The organism is Rhizobium sp. Leaf262 (assembly GCF_001422245.1).
GTDB lineage: Bacteria > Pseudomonadota > Alphaproteobacteria > Rhizobiales > Rhizobiaceae > Agrobacterium.
This window is the reverse complement of the sequence record NZ_LMMM01000007.1, coordinates 190520-206770: the sequence shown is the minus strand read 5'-3', so window position 1 is coordinate 206770 and position 16251 is coordinate 190520. Positions and strand designations below refer to the sequence as shown.

19 protein-coding genes are annotated in these 16251 nt (G+C 58.0%); 11 read left to right on the top strand and 8 right to left on the bottom strand.

The features are described 5' to 3' along the window. Positions 1 to 5: 5 nt before the first annotated feature. The 4 genes from ASF29_RS09995 to ASF29_RS09980 form a co-directional block, all read right to left on the bottom strand. Complete coding sequence (locus tag ASF29_RS09995) at positions 6 to 614, bottom strand: histidine phosphatase family protein (RefSeq protein ID WP_062450534.1); 609 nt, start codon at positions 612 to 614, stop codon at positions 6 to 8. A gap of 167 nt (positions 615 to 781) precedes the next feature. Beyond that, positions 782 to 1600 carry an enoyl-ACP reductase FabI gene (gene fabI / locus ASF29_RS09990; protein ID WP_062450533.1) on the bottom strand — a complete coding sequence of 273 codons (819 nt, stop codon included), beginning with the start codon at positions 1598 to 1600 and terminating at the stop codon, positions 782 to 784. 150 nt (positions 1601 to 1750) lie between these two features. Beyond that, positions 1751 to 2839: a DnaJ C-terminal domain-containing protein gene (locus ASF29_RS09985; RefSeq protein ID WP_062450583.1), complete on the bottom strand. Its 1089-nt coding sequence runs from the start codon at positions 2837 to 2839 to the stop codon at positions 1751 to 1753. Positions 2840 to 3057: 218 nt separating this feature from the next. Next, positions 3058 to 3462: an RT0821/Lpp0805 family surface protein gene (locus tag ASF29_RS09980; protein ID WP_244473528.1), complete on the bottom strand. Its 405-nt coding sequence runs from the start codon at positions 3460 to 3462 to the stop codon at positions 3058 to 3060. A 102-nt stretch (positions 3463 to 3564) separates the two neighbouring features. Between ASF29_RS09980 and pdxH the strand changes: the two genes are divergently transcribed. Beyond that, positions 3565 to 4185 (top strand): pyridoxamine 5'-phosphate oxidase, encoded by a 621-nt coding sequence (gene pdxH, locus ASF29_RS09975; RefSeq protein WP_062450532.1) that lies wholly within the window; start codon positions 3565 to 3567, stop codon positions 4183 to 4185. Between the two features lie 100 nt (positions 4186 to 4285). Beyond that, the gene (locus ASF29_RS09970) at positions 4286 to 4594 is read left to right on the top strand and encodes a MazG nucleotide pyrophosphohydrolase domain-containing protein (RefSeq protein WP_062450531.1); all 309 of its coding nucleotides are present in this window, start codon (positions 4286 to 4288) and stop codon (positions 4592 to 4594) included. On the opposite strand, the gene ASF29_RS09965 is transcribed toward ASF29_RS09970, so the two are convergent. From ASF29_RS09965 to ASF29_RS09945, 4 genes are all read right to left on the bottom strand, one after another. Further along, the gene (locus tag ASF29_RS09965) at positions 4591 to 5262 is read right to left on the bottom strand and encodes an HAD family phosphatase (RefSeq protein ID WP_062450530.1); all 672 of its coding nucleotides are present in this window, start codon (positions 5260 to 5262) and stop codon (positions 4591 to 4593) included. The genes ASF29_RS09970 and ASF29_RS09965 overlap by 4 nt on opposite strands. Positions 5263 to 5265: 3 nt before the next feature. Beyond that, positions 5266 to 5703, bottom strand: coding sequence for a VOC family protein (locus ASF29_RS09960; RefSeq protein WP_062450529.1), 438 nt, complete (start codon positions 5701 to 5703; stop codon positions 5266 to 5268). 364 nt (positions 5704 to 6067) lie between these two features. Next, positions 6068 to 7483 (bottom strand): metalloprotease TldD, encoded by a 1416-nt coding sequence (gene tldD, locus ASF29_RS09950; protein ID WP_062450527.1) that lies wholly within the window; start codon positions 7481 to 7483, stop codon positions 6068 to 6070. Between the two features lie 113 nt (positions 7484 to 7596). Next, the gene (locus ASF29_RS09945; protein ID WP_062450526.1) at positions 7597 to 8115 is read right to left on the bottom strand and encodes an invasion associated locus B family protein; all 519 of its coding nucleotides are present in this window, start codon (positions 8113 to 8115) and stop codon (positions 7597 to 7599) included. Positions 8116 to 8443: 328 nt separating this feature from the next. Here ASF29_RS09945 and coxB point away from each other — a divergent pair, with 328 nt between their 5' ends. From coxB to ispH, 9 genes are all read left to right on the top strand, one after another. Beyond that, positions 8444 to 9340, top strand: coding sequence for a cytochrome c oxidase subunit II (coxB, locus tag ASF29_RS09940; protein ID WP_062450525.1), 897 nt, complete (start codon positions 8444 to 8446; stop codon positions 9338 to 9340). A gap of 17 nt (positions 9341 to 9357) precedes the next feature. Continuing rightward, the gene (gene ctaD / locus ASF29_RS09935; RefSeq protein WP_062450524.1) at positions 9358 to 11052 is read left to right on the top strand and encodes a cytochrome c oxidase subunit I; all 1695 of its coding nucleotides are present in this window, start codon (positions 9358 to 9360) and stop codon (positions 11050 to 11052) included. A gap of 118 nt (positions 11053 to 11170) precedes the next feature. Then, entirely contained in the window at positions 11171 to 12124 is a 954-nt protein-coding gene (locus ASF29_RS09930; RefSeq protein WP_062450523.1) for a heme o synthase, read from the top strand. Next, positions 12124 to 12255: a hypothetical protein gene (locus ASF29_RS25035; RefSeq protein ID WP_062450522.1), complete on the top strand. Its 132-nt coding sequence runs from the start codon at positions 12124 to 12126 to the stop codon at positions 12253 to 12255. Before ASF29_RS09930 ends, ASF29_RS25035 begins: the two co-directional genes overlap by 1 nt. Before the next feature lie 28 nt (positions 12256 to 12283). Beyond that, a complete protein-coding gene (locus ASF29_RS09920; RefSeq protein ID WP_062450521.1) occupies positions 12284 to 12883 on the top strand; it encodes a cytochrome c oxidase assembly protein in 600 nt (199 codons plus the stop codon). Positions 12884 to 13085: 202 nt separating this feature from the next. Then, positions 13086 to 13961 carry a cytochrome c oxidase subunit 3 gene (locus tag ASF29_RS09915; RefSeq protein ID WP_062450581.1) on the top strand — a complete coding sequence of 292 codons (876 nt, stop codon included), beginning with the start codon at positions 13086 to 13088 and terminating at the stop codon, positions 13959 to 13961. Between the two features lie 84 nt (positions 13962 to 14045). After that, positions 14046 to 14429 (top strand): DUF983 domain-containing protein, encoded by a 384-nt coding sequence (locus tag ASF29_RS09910; protein WP_062450520.1) that lies wholly within the window; start codon positions 14046 to 14048, stop codon positions 14427 to 14429. Next, positions 14398 to 15174: an SURF1 family protein gene (locus tag ASF29_RS09905; protein WP_062450519.1), complete on the top strand. Its 777-nt coding sequence runs from the start codon at positions 14398 to 14400 to the stop codon at positions 15172 to 15174. Before ASF29_RS09910 ends, ASF29_RS09905 begins: the two co-directional genes overlap by 32 nt. Before the next feature lie 24 nt (positions 15175 to 15198). Continuing rightward, positions 15199 to 16245 (top strand): 4-hydroxy-3-methylbut-2-enyl diphosphate reductase, encoded by a 1047-nt coding sequence (gene ispH, locus ASF29_RS09900; RefSeq protein ID WP_062450518.1) that lies wholly within the window; start codon positions 15199 to 15201, stop codon positions 16243 to 16245. Positions 16246 to 16251 lie beyond the last annotated feature (6 nt).

Below are 16251 nucleotides of genomic sequence, written 5' to 3'. Positions count from 1 at the left end.
ACGTCTCAGGCTTCGAGCGTCGCCTCGACCCATTCGGCAGTGCGCCTTTCGGTTTCCACCCTTAATATTCTGTCCTGCGGGATAGGAATGTCTGCGGCTTCGTCCTTTTCCATGCCGGTTACGAGCCGGAAAATGGAGCGAATGACGCCACCGTGGCAGACGCAAACTGTCTGGCGATCGACTGATGTCAGCCACGCGCCGATCCGCCAGGAGAGTATCTCATAGCTTTCGGCGTCCTCGCCTGGTGGAATGAAATCCCATTTTGCAGCCTTGCGGGCTCTGACCTTTTCGGGATGTTCTCGCTTGAGTTCGGGAAGCGTATGGCCTTCCCAGTCGCCGAAGGAGACTTCGACCAGGCGTGCGTCGGTGCGGTATGCAGCCGGGTCTAGCCCCATGGCACCGCGCAGCAATTCCATGGTTTCGCGCGTGCGCCCAAGCGGGCTGGCGACATAATCGAAGTCAAGCGCTGTTGGTCCGAGAATGGCAGCGAGGGCGTGCCCGTTCGCGACAGCCTGTGTTCGACCGAAATCATTGAGGGGAATGTCTTTTTGGCCCTGAAGCCTGCGGATCGCATTCCAGTCTGTTTGTCCGTGACGGATAACATAGACCAGCAAAGCGGCACTCCCGTTCATTCAGTCCGTTAGGATCGACTGCGTCGCGTCGCGAAACGTCGGCGTCGTCTTCAGGCGTAGGGCCGGGATCGCATCGCGTTACGGCCTCTGGGCGTTGATCGCACATGTCGCGCAAGAGTGCTTTACACTTTTGCGCGACATGCAGAATTTCAGTCTTTTACGACGGAGATGTCCGGTGCGTCCACCGCTTTCATGCCGATCGTGTGGTAACCGGAATCGACGTGGTGAACTTCACCCGTCACACCGGTGGACAGATCGGACAGAAGATAGAGCGCGGACTTGCCGACTTCCTCGATGGAGACAGTGCGCTTCAGCGGCGCATTGTATTCGTTCCACTTGAGAATATAGCGGAAATCACCAATGCCGGAGGCAGCAAGCGTCTTGATCGGGCCAGCCGACACGGCGTTGACGCGAATGCCGCGATTGCCCAGATCTACCGCCAGATAACGAACGCTCGCTTCCAACGCTGCCTTTGCAACGCCCATGACGTTGTAGTTCGGCATGACCTTTTCCGCGCCATAATAGGTCAGCGTCAACAAGGCGCCGCCATCATTCATGACCGGTTCTGCGCGCTTGGCAACAGCCGCAAGCGAGTAGACCGAAATGTCCATCGTGCGATTGAAGTTGTCGCGGCTGGTATCGAGATAGCGACCGGTCAATTCGTCCTTGTCCGAGAAGGCGATGGCGTGAACGACGAAATCGATCTTGCCCCAATGCGCCTCGATATTGGCAAAAACAGCGTCGATCGTTGTTAGATCCGTGACGTCGCAATGGCCGGCCATAAAGGCGCCAAGGTCCTGCGCCAGTGGTTCAACGCGCTTCTTCAGCGCATCGCCCTGCCATGTGAATGCCAGTTCAGCGCCAGCATCCGCACATGCCTTGGCGATACCCCATGCGATGGAGCGATTGTTTGCGACGCCCATGATGAGGCCGCGTTTGCCAGCCATGAGGCCGGATGTCTGAGCCATTGGATGCTCCCTATACTTAAATCGAACTTGCCTATGGCATAGGCCGAAGGCCGGTTCAAGCAGGACCGGGATCATCTCCCGTTAGGGAACGTAACAAAGAGTGCTTTGTTCACGGCTTTCCACAGCGGCCGTCAAGACTGGTGCGCAAACTTACAGATAAAGCCCTTCGCGCATGTGACGCATGAGGTCCATGACTTTCGCATCGGGGGTGTCCAACAGAACGATGCGCAGTTCCACGACGAGATCACCGTTGCCGCCAAGCCCGTCCTCAAGGCCTTTGCCTTCGACGCGAATGGCGCGATCCGAACCGGACCATGCAGGGACCGTTACTTTCAGCTCGCCGAATGGTGACTGAACGGCGGCCTCGCAGCCCAGCACCGCATCTGCCAGCGAAATGGGGAGCGTGGTGTGGATGTCGAAATTCCTGACGGAAAAAGGACCGTCGCGGGAGACGAGCAATGTGACGACGAGATCACCGCGGCTGGCTTCCGGCAGTTTCAATCCCTGACCCTTGAGGCGAACGACGTGGCCATCGCTCATGCCGGGCTCGAGCTGAAAGCGAACCTCCCGGTCTTCCGGCATGTTGAGCGTCACCCACTTCTTGTCGAGAAGGTCGGACACGCTGACCGTGGCTTCGGCTGTGATGTCAGGCGCCTTTTCAGGCGTCGCTGCCGTACCGCGAATTTTGCGCAGGATTGCTGCGAAGAAGCTGGTGGCCTGCGCTGCCGAGGCTTCCGCTTTTTCCTTGCGCTGTGCAGCGCTTTCCTCGGTCGTGCTTTCGGAGGTCTCGGCTTGCGATTCTGCCACCTTGGCCTTCGCGTCGGCGCCGAAGATACGTTCCAGCATGTCTTCGGCCGATTCCGGCTTTGCTGAATCCGCTGATGCTGCGGCAGCTTCCGGCTTTGCGGTGCGGGCCTGGGCTTTTGCCAGTTCTTCCATCAGCTTGTCTGCAGCCTTGGCGCGTTCCGCTGCCTGTTTGGCGGCCTCGCGCTGCTGCATGATGGTCTGCTCACGCTTTTTGCCTTCCGCAGCACGCCGCGCCTGATCGTAAAGACCACGTTTCTTGGGGTCTTTCAACAGATCGTAGGCCTGGCCTATTTCGGCGAAACGGGCGGTCGCGTCCGGGTCGTTGCGGTTCTGATCAGGGTGAACGGCCTTTGCCTGTGAACGCCAGGCCGCCTTGATTTCGTCCGATCCGGCATCTTTTTGCACGCCGAGAATAGAGTAAGGATCACGCATCCAGATCACCAGTTACGCTTGCCGGTCGCAGCCTGAAATTTTCGTCATGAAAAGCCTGCAACACGAAGAACACCCGTCTTGAACGTGCATGCCGTCTTTTACGTTGCATCGTTCGGTTTAAATCGAGTTCGACTGTCGCAAGAAGTTGCTAATCAGACCTTTACGGCCTGCGGGCAGGGGCCGGTGCCGCGCCCCTAACGGAAGACAGGGTAAATGTTTTATTTCTGATTGAAGCGCGTCATCAACCACTCGCCCGTCTCGGAAAGACAGGCCTGACCGCTGTAGCTCGCGACGCCTTCGAAGGAGTGGCGGGTCGTGTCGAAGTCGCGGCACACGAAGCCGGTCGTTCTGTCTTCGCGAATGGCGGTCACCACACCTGCGCTGCCGGTGGCGGCATTGGCCCAGGGCAAAGGCGAGTCGGAAATCTTCGCCAGATCGGCTGACGTGACCGCGTTGCGGATCGTTGCGTCATCCGAAAGCGTTTGGGTATTGGGCTGGTTGGGAACAGATGCCGTAGACAAGGACTTATCGACCTTGTCTCCACCGAAAAGATCGAGACTGACGCAACCGGTCAACACGACGAGCATAGACACAGTTGCGAAACTGCGCGCGACCGATGACAAGAAGCTCTTTGTTCGACTGTTCGACTTTGCTATGACGATCACCATCTTTAAACCAGAATCCATCTCTGGTGTGCAAATCAGCTCAGGAGCATTTTATTCAATATGTCGGAAAGCCGGTTAACATCCAGTGACTTTACTGAGGAAAATGAACCTTTCTCACTTTTTGCGGACTGGTTGCGCAACGCAACCACCGAAGAAATCAACGATCCGAACGCCGTGGCGCTCGCATCTGTTGACGAGGAAGGCATGCCCAGCGTGCGTATGGTTCTGTTGAAACATGCCGATGAGCGGGGCTTCGTTTTCTACACCAACTTCGAAAGCCGCAAAGGCCACGAACTGCTTGGCCAAAAGAAGGCGGCCATGTGCTTTCACTGGAAAAGCCTGCGCAGACAGGTGCGCGTCCGCGGCCTGGTGGAAGTCGTCAGCGATGCAGAGGCGGATGAATATTACGCCTCGCGTCCCCGTGGAAGCCGCATCGGTGCCTGGGCATCCAAGCAGTCGCGTCCGCTGGAAAGCCGTTTCGCATTGGAAAAAGCCGTCGCGACCTACACGGCGAAATATGCAGTTGGCGACATTCCCCGCCCGCCCCACTGGTCGGGGTTTCGCATTCAGCCCCTGACCATCGAATTCTGGCAGGACGGTAAATTCCGCCTGCACGACCGCGTCGAATTCCGCCGGGATACGCCTCAAGGCGATTGGTCAAAGGTAAGGATGTATCCGTGACCCATCATCATGCGGCGCGCTCACCAACCGTGCCGCATGATCCTATCGACTCAAAGAGAGAATCATGGTGAATAGTGCTGCATGAACAAAGGAGGAACGTATGTTCTCTAACCTCATGCAGCAATTTGAACTTGCCTCGGAAAAATATGCCCGCGCCAATGATATCGAGCGAGACCCTGACTGGTTTCTTCTGAAATTACAGGAGGAGGTCGGTGAGGTCACGCAGGCGTGGAACCGGCTAAGCGGTCGCGGGCGCAGCAAAGGCAAGACGCAGGAGGAAATGCGTCAGGATTTGTCGGACGAAACCGCTGATCTCCTCGGCCACGTCCTGCTTCTTGCCCACAAAAACGGGCTTGATCTCGAAGCCTCCATCAAGCGCAAGTGGCTTTTCGAGCCCGGTGCTCTCTAGCTCTGTACGGATTTCAGAAGCGCTGCCACGTCGAAAAGGCTGTCGCAGATCGCCACGCATTTCTCCCGCATGGCATCCGTAGCGGGTGCGACATCCGGCACCATGATCGTCTGGGTGCCGGCACTCCATGCGGACTGGACGCCGTGATAGGAATCTTCAAGCGCCACGCAATCCTTTGGATCGATCCCGAGACGTTCAGCGGCGGTCAGATAGGGCAGGGGCGATGGTTTCGGCTCTGCGTAATCACCACGGGCGAGGACGTGATCGAAGCGGCGCAACACATCGAAAGGACCAAGGTGGCGATTGACAGACTCGTGACCGGATGATGTGGCAATAGCCCGAGGCAGGCGGAGCTCATCCAGGAGATCGAGGATTTCGAAAACACCTGCTTTCAGCGCCACGCCGTCCGCCATCTTGATCGCCAGATGCCGAAGCCACGCGTCGCGAAAGGCATCCATCGGAAAATCCTGGCCGTATTCTGTGCGTATGGTTTTCGTGATGACATCCCACGGACTGCCGCAGACCCGTTGATAGACATCGACAGCCATGCCATGCCCGCCTTCATCGGATGCGGCTAGAAATGAATCCCGGTAGTGCTTCTCGCTTTCGATCAGCAACCCGTCCATATCGAAAATGATCGCCTTCGGTCGACGCAACAGCCCAGCCATCGTTTAACCGAACCGGAATGGGCGCTCGCCCAGGCTTTCGAATGGCCGGATGAGATACCCGTCCGGATCGGCGACGACGAACTGCCGATTGCCAACCTCCGTCTCCCCGCGCCGATACCATTTCTCTTCCAAGGGCAGAAACAGTGGAACTCGGGCACGTTCCAGCCGCTCGAGAATGACCTCAAGCGATGGCACCACCAGTTGCAGGTTCATACCCCGGCCGAATGGGTATTTCATGGGTGCGGTCTCATCTTCAAAGGTACGCCCGGCACCGATCTGATCGATCATCAGCTGCGCGTCGCCCAGCGCCAGATAGGTAAAACCTTCTTCAGGTCTTTCGTAGACCACGTGAAAACCAATGAGATCGCAATAAAAAGAACGGCTTCTCGGCCAATCGCTGACGGCCAGTTCCGGAACAAGGGCATTCGCTGTGAAAGTCATTTTTGGGCCATGTCACCTTTAAAAATACAATTGCTATAGCGCTTATGCGCAGAAAAGGTAACTCCAATAGGCCGGAAACGTTGCAGGTCGAAAATCCATTCAACGCGAACGTAGCAGCCTCAAGGCAACAAATGTGAGGATGATCATGAGCGGTGTGCTTATGCCAAAGCCGATCATCAATCCCAAATCGGCCACCTGCTCCGCGTTCTCCGCCCCGTAAAGTCCGACGAGCTTTTCGGCAAGTGGTTGCGGAAATTGCGGAAACCAGTCAGGTCGCGTGCGCCACAGATGTGTGAGAACGCTTGAGGCGACCAAGACCCATATCGACAATAAAGCGATTTTAGCGGGTTTGCGCAGCGCGCCGTTACGCCTTCGTGCCGCCCACGGTAATCTGGTCCATGCGCAGATGCGGCTGGCCGACGCCGACGGGCACCCACTGGCCTGCCTTGCCGCAATTGCCGATGCCGGTGTCGAGCTTCATGTCGTTGCCGATCATTGTCACGCGTTTCATCGCATCCGGCCCGTTGCCGATCAGCATCGCGCCTTTGACCGGTGCGCCGATCTTGCCGTTTTCGATGAGATAGGCTTCCGTGCAGCCGAAGACGAATTTGCCGGATGTGATATCCACCTGACCACCGCCGAAGGACACCGCGTAGATACCCTTCTTGACCGATGCGATGATTTCTTCCGGTGTCTTGTCGCCACCCAGCATATAGGTGTTGGTCATGCGCGGCATGGGCACATGCGAATAGCCCTGACGGCGTCCGTTGCCGGTGGCTTTCATACCCATCAGCCGGGCATTCTGCCGGTCCTGCATATAACCGACCAGCTTGCCGTTTTCGATCAACACATTGTAACCCGACGGCGTGCCTTCGTCGTCGACGGTCAGCGAGCCGCGGCGATTGTCGATCGTGCCGTCATCGACCACAGTCACGCCGGGTGCTGCGACCATTTCGCCGAGAAGGCCAGCAAAGGCCGAGGTTTTCTTGCGATTGAAATCGCCTTCCAGACCGTGGCCAACAGCCTCATGCAGCATCACGCCCGGCCAGCCGGAGCCCAACACCACATCCATGGTGCCCGCAGGGGCATCGATGGCGGTGAGGTTGACCAGAGCCTGGCGCAAGGCTTCATCCGCGCCGCGCTGCCAGTTTTCGGTTGTAATGAAATCGCCAAAGCCGACGCGGCCGCCGATGCCGTAAGAGCCGCTTTCCTGTCGGTCACCTTCGCCAGCGACCACGGAAATATTGATGCGGGTCATAGGGCGGATGTCGCTGACGCGATGACCATCGGCGCGCAGAATATCCACCACCTGCCAACTGGCGGCAACGCTGGCCGTTACCTGGCGCACCTTCGGGTCTTTGTCGCGCAGATAGCTGTCGATTTCGGTGAGAAGCTTGACCTTCTCCTCAAAGCTCGGCGCGCCGATCGGATTGTCGTCGCCGTAAAGCTTCTTGTTCGTTCGCTGCGGGGCGGCTGCATAGGAGCCGGAATAGCCTCGCGTCACAGCGCCGACCGCGTCGGAGGCGCGACCCAGAGCTGCCAGCGAAAGCTCGCCCGCATGGGCATAGCCCACCGTCTCGCCGGCGACGGCGCGCAAACCGAAGCCCTGATCGGTGTTGAAGCTGCCGCCTTTCAGGCGACCATTATCAAATGTCAGCGATTCCGCCTGCGCGTGTTCCACGAACAACTCGCCATCGTCGGCACCGGCAAGCGCTTCGGCCACCTTGGCGCGCAACTGCCCTTCATCGCAATCGAACAGGGTCAAAAGGTCTTGGGTCATTGCGTGCTCCGGTCCTGGCTTGTCTTTCGCAACGGATTATCCGAACCGCGTGACGCGTTTCGGCCCGATGCTACTGCGCATTTAAGTGCTGGAACCGCCACGCGCAAGATTGATCAGGGCAGGGCGTCGTAGCCTTCGGCAAAGCCGCGAAGTTCGATGGGAATGCCGACGCGATCCTGATCGACCGCTTCACGCAGTGCAAAGACGGCGTTCTTGCCCGCACGCAGTACCTTCAGCAGCTCGTCGTCGATATCGACCTCGACATAGCAACCTTCAGAAAAGCAGCGTGTGAAATAAGCACGGCCAATATTGTTATTGTCGATGTATAGTTCCATCCCGTCCTTCAGCAGCACACCCAGAGGGGCGAGAATGCGCAGGATGCGAGACTTTCGGTCAGCAGTCTTAAGGATGACGACGGAAAGGCCGACTTCCGGACGGTCATCGGCGATGACGTTTTGCATCAAGGCACATTGCTCTTCCGAAGCGCCAGCTGGCTTGTCGCAAATGACAGACCACGCGCCATGCGTCGATTTCGGTGTGCCCGGCTGTTGCTGGGCAAAGCCCGCAGCGGGAACAGTAAGGGAAAGACCGGCGGCGAAAAGAAAAGCGCGCGCAATCGGGGACAGACGCATGGATACCTCAGAATTCGAATCAGTGCCGCTATTTTGACTTGCCGTCAGGGACAAGGAAAGAGCCGCAATCCTCAATTCCAAGCGAGTGCGGCCAAAATAGGACTTTGCCGGCAGATCGCTTCGGGGTTCAGGCACCGCAAGCCGTCCGGCCCTGTGGTTTTAAGGCTCTCGCCTCTGTCGAAACCGGAACCTTTAGCGTTAAAAATGCATGGGTTGCCAACCAAGGCGATATTGCGGCGAAGGGCAAACTATGATTTGAAGTCTACTCTATATGCATGGATTCTGCGTTTGAGATTGATCATGATCAAGCGCGTGAGGGAGAGGTACCGTGACTAACAGGATTTACGCAAGCTTGGTGGGCGCCATCTGTCTGCTCACGGCTGTCGGCGCCCGCGCCGATCAGCCGCGGGACTGGCAAATGGGATTGCAGGAGGCGGCAACGCCCATCATGCATGAGATTCGCTGGTTCGAACAATATACGCTTTGGTTCATCGTTCCGGTCACGCTGTTCGTGCTGGCATTGTTGATTATCGTTGCGGTGAAGTTCCGTGCAGCAAAGAACCCGGTACCTTCCAAGACGAGCCACAACACTGCCATCGAGATCGTCTGGACGCTGGCGCCGGTCCTCATTCTCATGTTCCTGGCCTTTCCCTCGTTCAACCTGCTCAATGCGCAGCTGACGCAGCCGGAAAATCCCGATCTGACGCTGAAGGCGACCGCCACGCAGTGGCAGTGGAACTACGAATACACGGCCGCCGAGGGTGCCGAAGCACTGGCATTCGACAGCTACATGCTGAAGGAGCCGGATCGCGCCGCCGCTGGCAAGCAGGATGTTGCCCGTTATCCGCGCCTTCTGGCCGTGGACAACGAAATGGTCGTGCCCGTTGGCAAGACGGTGCGCCTGCTGGTCACCGCCGCACCGACCGACGTCATTCACGCCTTCGCCATGCCTGCCTTTGGTGTCAAGATCGATGCCGTGCCGGGCCGTTTGAACGAGACATGGTTCAAGCCTGAAAAGGAAGGTCTTTATTACGGCCAGTGCTCCGAGCTTTGCGGCAAGGACCACGCCTTCATGCCTATCGCCATACGGGTGGTTTCCGAAGAGCAGTACAACACCTGGCATGCCGCTGCCGCCTCAGATCTGAGCGGTGCGAACCGGGCGCTCATGGCTTCCGTGGATGGTGCGCCAAGCACCGTTCAGGTTGCCGAAAACGAAACCAAGTAAGGTAAGGAGTGAGGACAATGGCTGGACCATCCGCACACGACGATCATCACTCTCACGCCCATGACGTTCATCATGACGACCACGCGCACCATGCGCATACGCCGACCTTTGTTCAACGCTGGTTCCTGTCGACGAACCACAAGGATATCGGTACGCTCTATCTGATCTTCGCAATCATCGCCGGTATCATCGGCGGCGGCCTTTCGGTCGTGATGCGTATGGAGCTGCAGGAACCGGGCATTCAGATTTTCCATGGTCTCGCAACCATGGTCTATGGTTTCGAGGGCGACGCCGCTATCGACGGTGGCAAGCACATGTACAATGTGTTCACGACCGCGCATGCGCTCATCATGATCTTCTTTATGGTCATGCCCGCCATGATCGGCGGTTTCGCCAACTGGATGGTGCCGATCATGATCGGCGCGCCTGACATGGCTTTCCCGCGTCTCAATAACATCTCCTTCTGGCTCATTGTTCCGGCCTTCATCCTTCTGCTTTTGTCGCTCTTCGTTGAAGGACCGGCAGGCGCCTACGGTGTCGGCGGTGGCTGGACCATGTATCCGCCGCTCTCGACCAGCGGCATGCCCGGGCCCGCGGTGGATCTGGCGATCTTTGCACTTCACATTGCCGGTGTGTCCTCCATTCTGGGTGCCATCAACTTCATCACCACCATTCTCAACATGCGTGCGCCGGGCATGACCCTGCACAAGATGCCGCTGTTTGCCTGGTCGGTGCTGGTTACGGCATTCCTCCTGCTGCTCTCGCTGCCGGTTCTGGCAGGTGGCATCACCATGCTTCTGACCGACCGCAACTTCGGAACGACATTCTTCGCACCTGAAGGTGGCGGCGACCCGATCCTGTATCAGCACTTGTTCTGGTTCTTCGGTCACCCTGAAGTCTACATTCTGATCCTGCCCGGCTTCGGCATCATCAGCCACATCGTCTCGACCTTCTCCAAGAAGCCGATCTTCGGTTATCTCGGCATGGCCTACGCCATGGTCGCCATCGGTGCGGTCGGCTTCATCGTGTGGGCGCACCACATGTACACGGTCGGCCTGTCACTGGAAGCGCAGCGCTACTTCGTTTTCGCAACCATGGTCATCGCGGTGCCCACGGGCATCAAGATCTTCTCGTGGATCGCAACCATGTGGGGCGGGTCTTTGACCTTCTCGACACCGATGATCTGGGCCATCGGCTTCATCTTCCTGTTCACCGTGGGAGGTGTCACGGGCGTTCAGCTGGCCAATGCCGGTCTCGACCGTTCGCTGCATGATACATACTACGTGGTTGCCCACTTCCATTACGTGCTGTCGCTGGGCGCGGTCTTTGCGATCTTTGCGGGCTGGTACTACTGGTTCCCGAAGATCACCGGTTACATGTACAGCGAAAAGATCGGCAACCTGCACTTCTGGGTCATGTTCGTCGGCGTCAACCTCATCTTCTTCCCGCAGCACTTCCTTGGTCTTGCTGGTATGCCACGTCGTTACATCGACTATCCGGATGCCTATGCACACTGGAATGCCGTGTCGTCCTATGGTTCTTATATCTCTGCCGTGGCGGTCCTCATCTTCCTCGCCGGTGTATGGGAAGCCTTCGCCAAGAAGCGCGTGGCGGGTGACAACCCTTGGGGTGAAGGTGCGACGACGCTGGAGTGGCAGCTGTCATCTCCGCCGCCATATCACCAGTGGGAACAGCTTCCCCGTATCCGCTGAGGCATTTTGTCTAGGCGTCTATCGGAGCTGGACATGATAAATGTCAGTTCCACGCTCAGATGAAAGATACCAAGGAGCGCCGCAACCATGCGCGGCGTTTCCTATGAAAGCAGGAAAAATGACCGTTATCGACAATCGCGACACGCTGGAAATGGATAGTCTCGTGCTTTCCGAAGCAGGCGCGCGCGATTATTTCGAATTGCTGAAGCCACGCGTCATGTCGCTCGTGGTGTTCACGGGCTTCGCTGGCCTCGTCCTTGCACCCGGCACCATCAATCCGGTTCTGGCCGTGGTCGCGATCCTCTGCATCGCCGTGGGTGCCGGTGCATCCGGTGCGCTGAACATGTGGTACGACGCCGATATCGATGCTGTCATGACCCGCACTGCCAAGCGCCCCATTCCCTCGGGCCGCATTGCGCCGAACGAAGCACTGGCCTTCGGCCTGACCCTGTCGGCCTTTTCGGTCGCCATTCTCGGTCTTGCGGTCAACTGGTTTGCAGCCGGGCTGCTGGCTTTCACGATTTTCTTCTACGCCGTCGTCTATACGATGTGGCTGAAGCGCTCGACGCCGCAGAACATCGTCATCGGCGGGGCCGCTGGCGCTTTCCCGCCCATGCTGGGCTGGGCGTGCGTTACCGGCGGTATTTCGCTCGACAGCACCATCCTCTTTCTCATCATCTTTTTGTGGACGCCTGCGCATTTCTGGGCGCTTGCCCTCTTCAAGATGCGCGATTACGGTTCCGTCGGCATCCCCATGATGCCGAATGTGGCCGGTGAGCGTTCTACCAAGAACCAGATGATCGTCTATGCGGTGCTGACAGCTGTTGCTGCGGTCGCGCCCTATTTTACCGGTCTGGCCGGGGTGGGTTACGGCATCTTTGCTGCGGTTCTCAGCGTCATCTTCATCATCTGTTCCATCTCGGTGCGGCGCATGCCCGATGGTGACGAGCGCATGATGCAGGCCAAGAAGATGTTTGCCTACTCGGTCTTCTATCTCTTCGCCATTTTCTCCGGCCTGCTGGCCGACCATCTGGCGCCGTCGTTTCTGACGCTGTTTGCAGGAGCGGCATAATGGAAACCATCAAGCTCAACGATGCGCAGAAACGGTCGAGACGAAACCGCAATGTGGCGCTCGGTCTTTTGCTGGCCGCGCTCGTCGTTCTTTTCTACATCATCACCGTCATAAAAATCGGCGATTTCTAACCGTCGACGCACAGGAGGGGGAGGCGATATGGCAACAGAAACGACCACGAAGAGGACGAGCAACGGTTCGATCCTTTTGCTGTGCCTTGTTTTCGTCTGCGGCATGGTCGGCATGGCCTATGCCTCGGTCCCGCTTTATCGCCTGTTTTGCCAGGTCACCGGCTATAACGGCACCACCCAGCGTGTGGAGCAATATTCCGACCTCATTCTCGACAAGACGATGAAGGTCACGTTCGATGCCAACACATCGACCGGTCTCAACTGGGATTTCCGCCCCGTCGACAGGCAGGTGGAGCCGAAGATCGGTGAGACCATCCAGGTGACGTTCAAGGCAACGAACCGTTCGCCTGTCGCAACGACGGGCTCCGCCGTCTTTAACGTCACGCCGATGGAAGCCGGAGCTTATTTCAACAAGGTGCACTGTTTCTGCTTTACGGAAACGACGCTGCAGCCCGGCGAAACGCTGGAAATGCCTGTCGTGTTCTTTATCGATCCCGAGATCGTCAAGGCTCGGGAAACGAAGAACATCCATACATTGACCCTGTCCTATACGTTTTATCCGTCCAAGACGGAAAAACCGGTTGCGTCCTTGCCGGTAAAGACTGAACGTGAAGAGACGAAACTTTGAGAGTGGGAGGCACGGCCGGTTCCGGTCGTGCTGTGGCTGTGGTTTTCTTCATGAAGATCATGGTATCGAGTGAGACGAGCGCTTGGGCTGCAAATCGGAAACGATTTCAGCAGCCCGATGGGTAGATGAAGAGAGTGAGAGCGTGATGCGCGTCCTGCCGGATGCGCGGCGCTTTAGGGAAGAGCCTGCGGGGATCGATCACATGGCAGACGCACATCAGAAGAAACATGACTACCATATCATAGACCCCAGCCCATGGCCGCTTATGGCCTCGGTCGGTGCGTTCTTTCTCGCCTTCGGCGGCGTCTGCTACATTCGCTACCTGAATGGCGGCTCCTTGAAGCTGTTCGGGCTGGAATGGGCGCATCCGTGGCTGTTCTATATCGGCGTGGCCATCGTGCTTTACGTCATGTACGCCTGGTGGGCCGATACGGTGAAGGAAGGACATGAAGGGCACCATACGCCCGTCGTCTCGCTGCATCTGCGCTACGGCATGATCATGTTCATCGCGTCGGAAGTCATGTTCTTCGTGGCATGGTTCTGGGCCTATTTCGATGCCAGCCTCTATCCGCATGAAGCCATTCAGGCGTCGCGTGTCGAGTTCACTGGTGGGCAATGGCCGCCCAAGGGCATCGAGGTTCTCGATCCATGGCATCTGCCGCTCTACAACACCGTCATCCTGCTGCTGTCGGGCACCTGTGTCACCTGGGCGCACCACGCCCTGCTGCACAATGATCGCAAGGGCCTCATCAACGGTCTGGCCCTGACGGTGGCGCTTGGCGCATTCTTCTCCTTCGTGCAGGTTTACGAATACGTTCACGCGCCGTTCGACTTCAAGAATTCGATCTACGGTGCCACCTTCTTCATGGCGACGGGCTTCCACGGCTTCCACGTCTTCGTGGGCACGGTGTTCCTGCTCATTTGCCTGCTGCGCGCCATGAAGGGCGACTTTTCGCCCCAGCGTCACTTCGCTTTCGAGGCCGCCGCCTGGTACTGGCACTTCGTTGACGTTGTCTGGCTGTTCCTCTTCTTCGCTATCTATGTCTGGGGTGGCTGGGGCGCACCGCTGGCACATTGACAGTCCGTGACGGATTGAACAAAGGGCGGCGCGTGCCGCCCTTTGTTTTTCTGCGGACCCTATAGGCCAAACGACGAGGTTTCGATGACGCAGGACGGCGAAACGTTTCCCCCGGTAGACCCGGTCAAAGTCGGTCTGCGCGGCTGTTGCCCGCGCTGCGGCCATGGACGGCTGTTCGACGGTTTTCTGAAGCTGAAACCCAGGTGCAGCGCCTGCGGTCTGGACTACGCCTTTGCGGATGCGGGCGAGGGACCCGCCGTTTTCGTCATGCTGATCGTCGGCTTTCTCATCATCGGCATGGCGCTGTGGTTCGACGCGCGCTTTGCGCCGCCCGTCTGGCTGCATGCCTTGATCTGGATTCCAACGGCCATTATCCTTTCGCTCGTTCTGCTCAAGAAAATGAAGGGCATCATGATCGCTCTGCAATATCGCAACAATGCCAGTGAAGGCAGGCTTGATCGTGACTGATAGCGCGCTTGCCAAGCCTTCGCATCGCGGCCTGTGGTTTGCAGCCCCGCTCGTCCTGCTTGCCCTCATCATTCTGGTTTCGCTCGGCACGTGGCAGGTCAAGCGCATGTACTGGAAAGAGGCGCTTCTGTCCGATATCCAGCACCGTATCCACGCTGCGCCCGCACCTCTTGCGGATATCGAAGCGCTGGCGGCATCCGGTGGTGACATCGAATACCGCACTGTCTCGCTTTCCGGCACCTACGACCATACGAAAGAGCAGCATTTCTTCGCGACCTTCGAGGGGCAAACCGGCTATTACATCTATACGCCCCTGCGCCTGAGCGATGGTCGCGCCATTTTCGTCAATCGTGGCTTCGTGCCCTACGACCTGAAAGAGCTGTCGAAACGTCAGGCGGGAGACGTGGGCGGCGTCGTTTCGGTGGAAGGTCTCGCACGGGCGCGGCTTTCAGCCAAGCCGTCCAGCCTGCTGCCGGAAAACGATCTGACGAAGAACATCTATTACTGGAAAGACTGGTCGGCCATGGCCAGACGCGCCGCTATTCCACCGGCTGAACTCGTTCCGTTTTTCGTGGATGCCAACGCCGCACCCAATCCCGGCGGCTGGCCAAAGGGTGGCGTGACGCTGATCGATCTGCCGAATAATCACCTTCAATATGCGATTACATGGTACGGACTGGCGCTCGCTCTTGTCATCGTGGTCGGTTTTGCCTATGTCCGGGGCGTAAGAAATTCCAGGAAATGACGCAGGGAGGCTGAAGGAGAAGGAATGAATATCGCCGTTTCCAAACCACCTCTGACCATCAGGCTCTGTGGCCCGCGCGGCTTCTGCGCCGGTGTCGATCGCGCCATCCAGATCGTCGTGCTGGCCTTGAAAGCCTATGGCGCCCCCGTCTATGTGCGCCACGAAATCGTCCATAACCGTTATGTCGTCGAGGGTCTCGAGGCCAAAGGCGCGATTTTCGTCGAAGAACTGAACGAAATTCCCGCCGAACATCGCCAGCAGCCGGTGGTCTTTTCCGCCCATGGCGTGCCGAAATCCGTTCCAGAAGATGCGCAGGCCAGAAACCTGTTTTATCTGGATGCGACCTGCCCATTGGTCTCCAAGGTTCACAAGCAGGCCATGCGCCACCAGCGTTTGGGTCGCCACGTCGTGCTGATCGGCCATGCGGGCCATCCCGAAGTCATCGGCACCATGGGCCAACTGCCAGAGGGTTCCGTGTCGCTGGTCGAAACGGTTGAGGATGCAGCCCAGTATCAGCCTGCAGATACCGAAAATCTCGGCTTCGTCACGCAGACGACCCTTTCGGTGGATGATACGGCTGGCGTCATTGCCAAGCTTCAGGAACGTTTTCCGGCCATGCAGGCACCTGCAGCAGACAGCATCTGTTACGCCACCACCAACCGGCAGGATGCGGTCAAACAGGCAGCGCCGGGTTGCGATCTCTTCATCGTCGTCGGTGCGCCGAACTCTTCCAACTCCAAGCGGTTGGTGGAAGTGGCGCTGCGCGCTGGTGCCAAACGCTCCGTGCTGGTGCAGCGCGCCGCTGAAATAGACTGGAACGAGATCGGCGACGTGCAGACGGTCGGCCTTTCTGCCGGTGCCTCTGCTCCAGAGGTCATCGTCGACGAGATTATCCAGGCCTTCAAGGCGCGTTACGAGACGACGCTCGATCTGGCCGTAACGGTGGAAGAGACAGAGCATTTCCTCGTCAATCGTGAATTGCGCGATATCGAACTGACGACGCAGGACATGGCCTTCGTCAATGGCACCGCCAGCGATGCCCTGCCGCCGAAACCAGCACCTGCGGTTTGAGTTCTC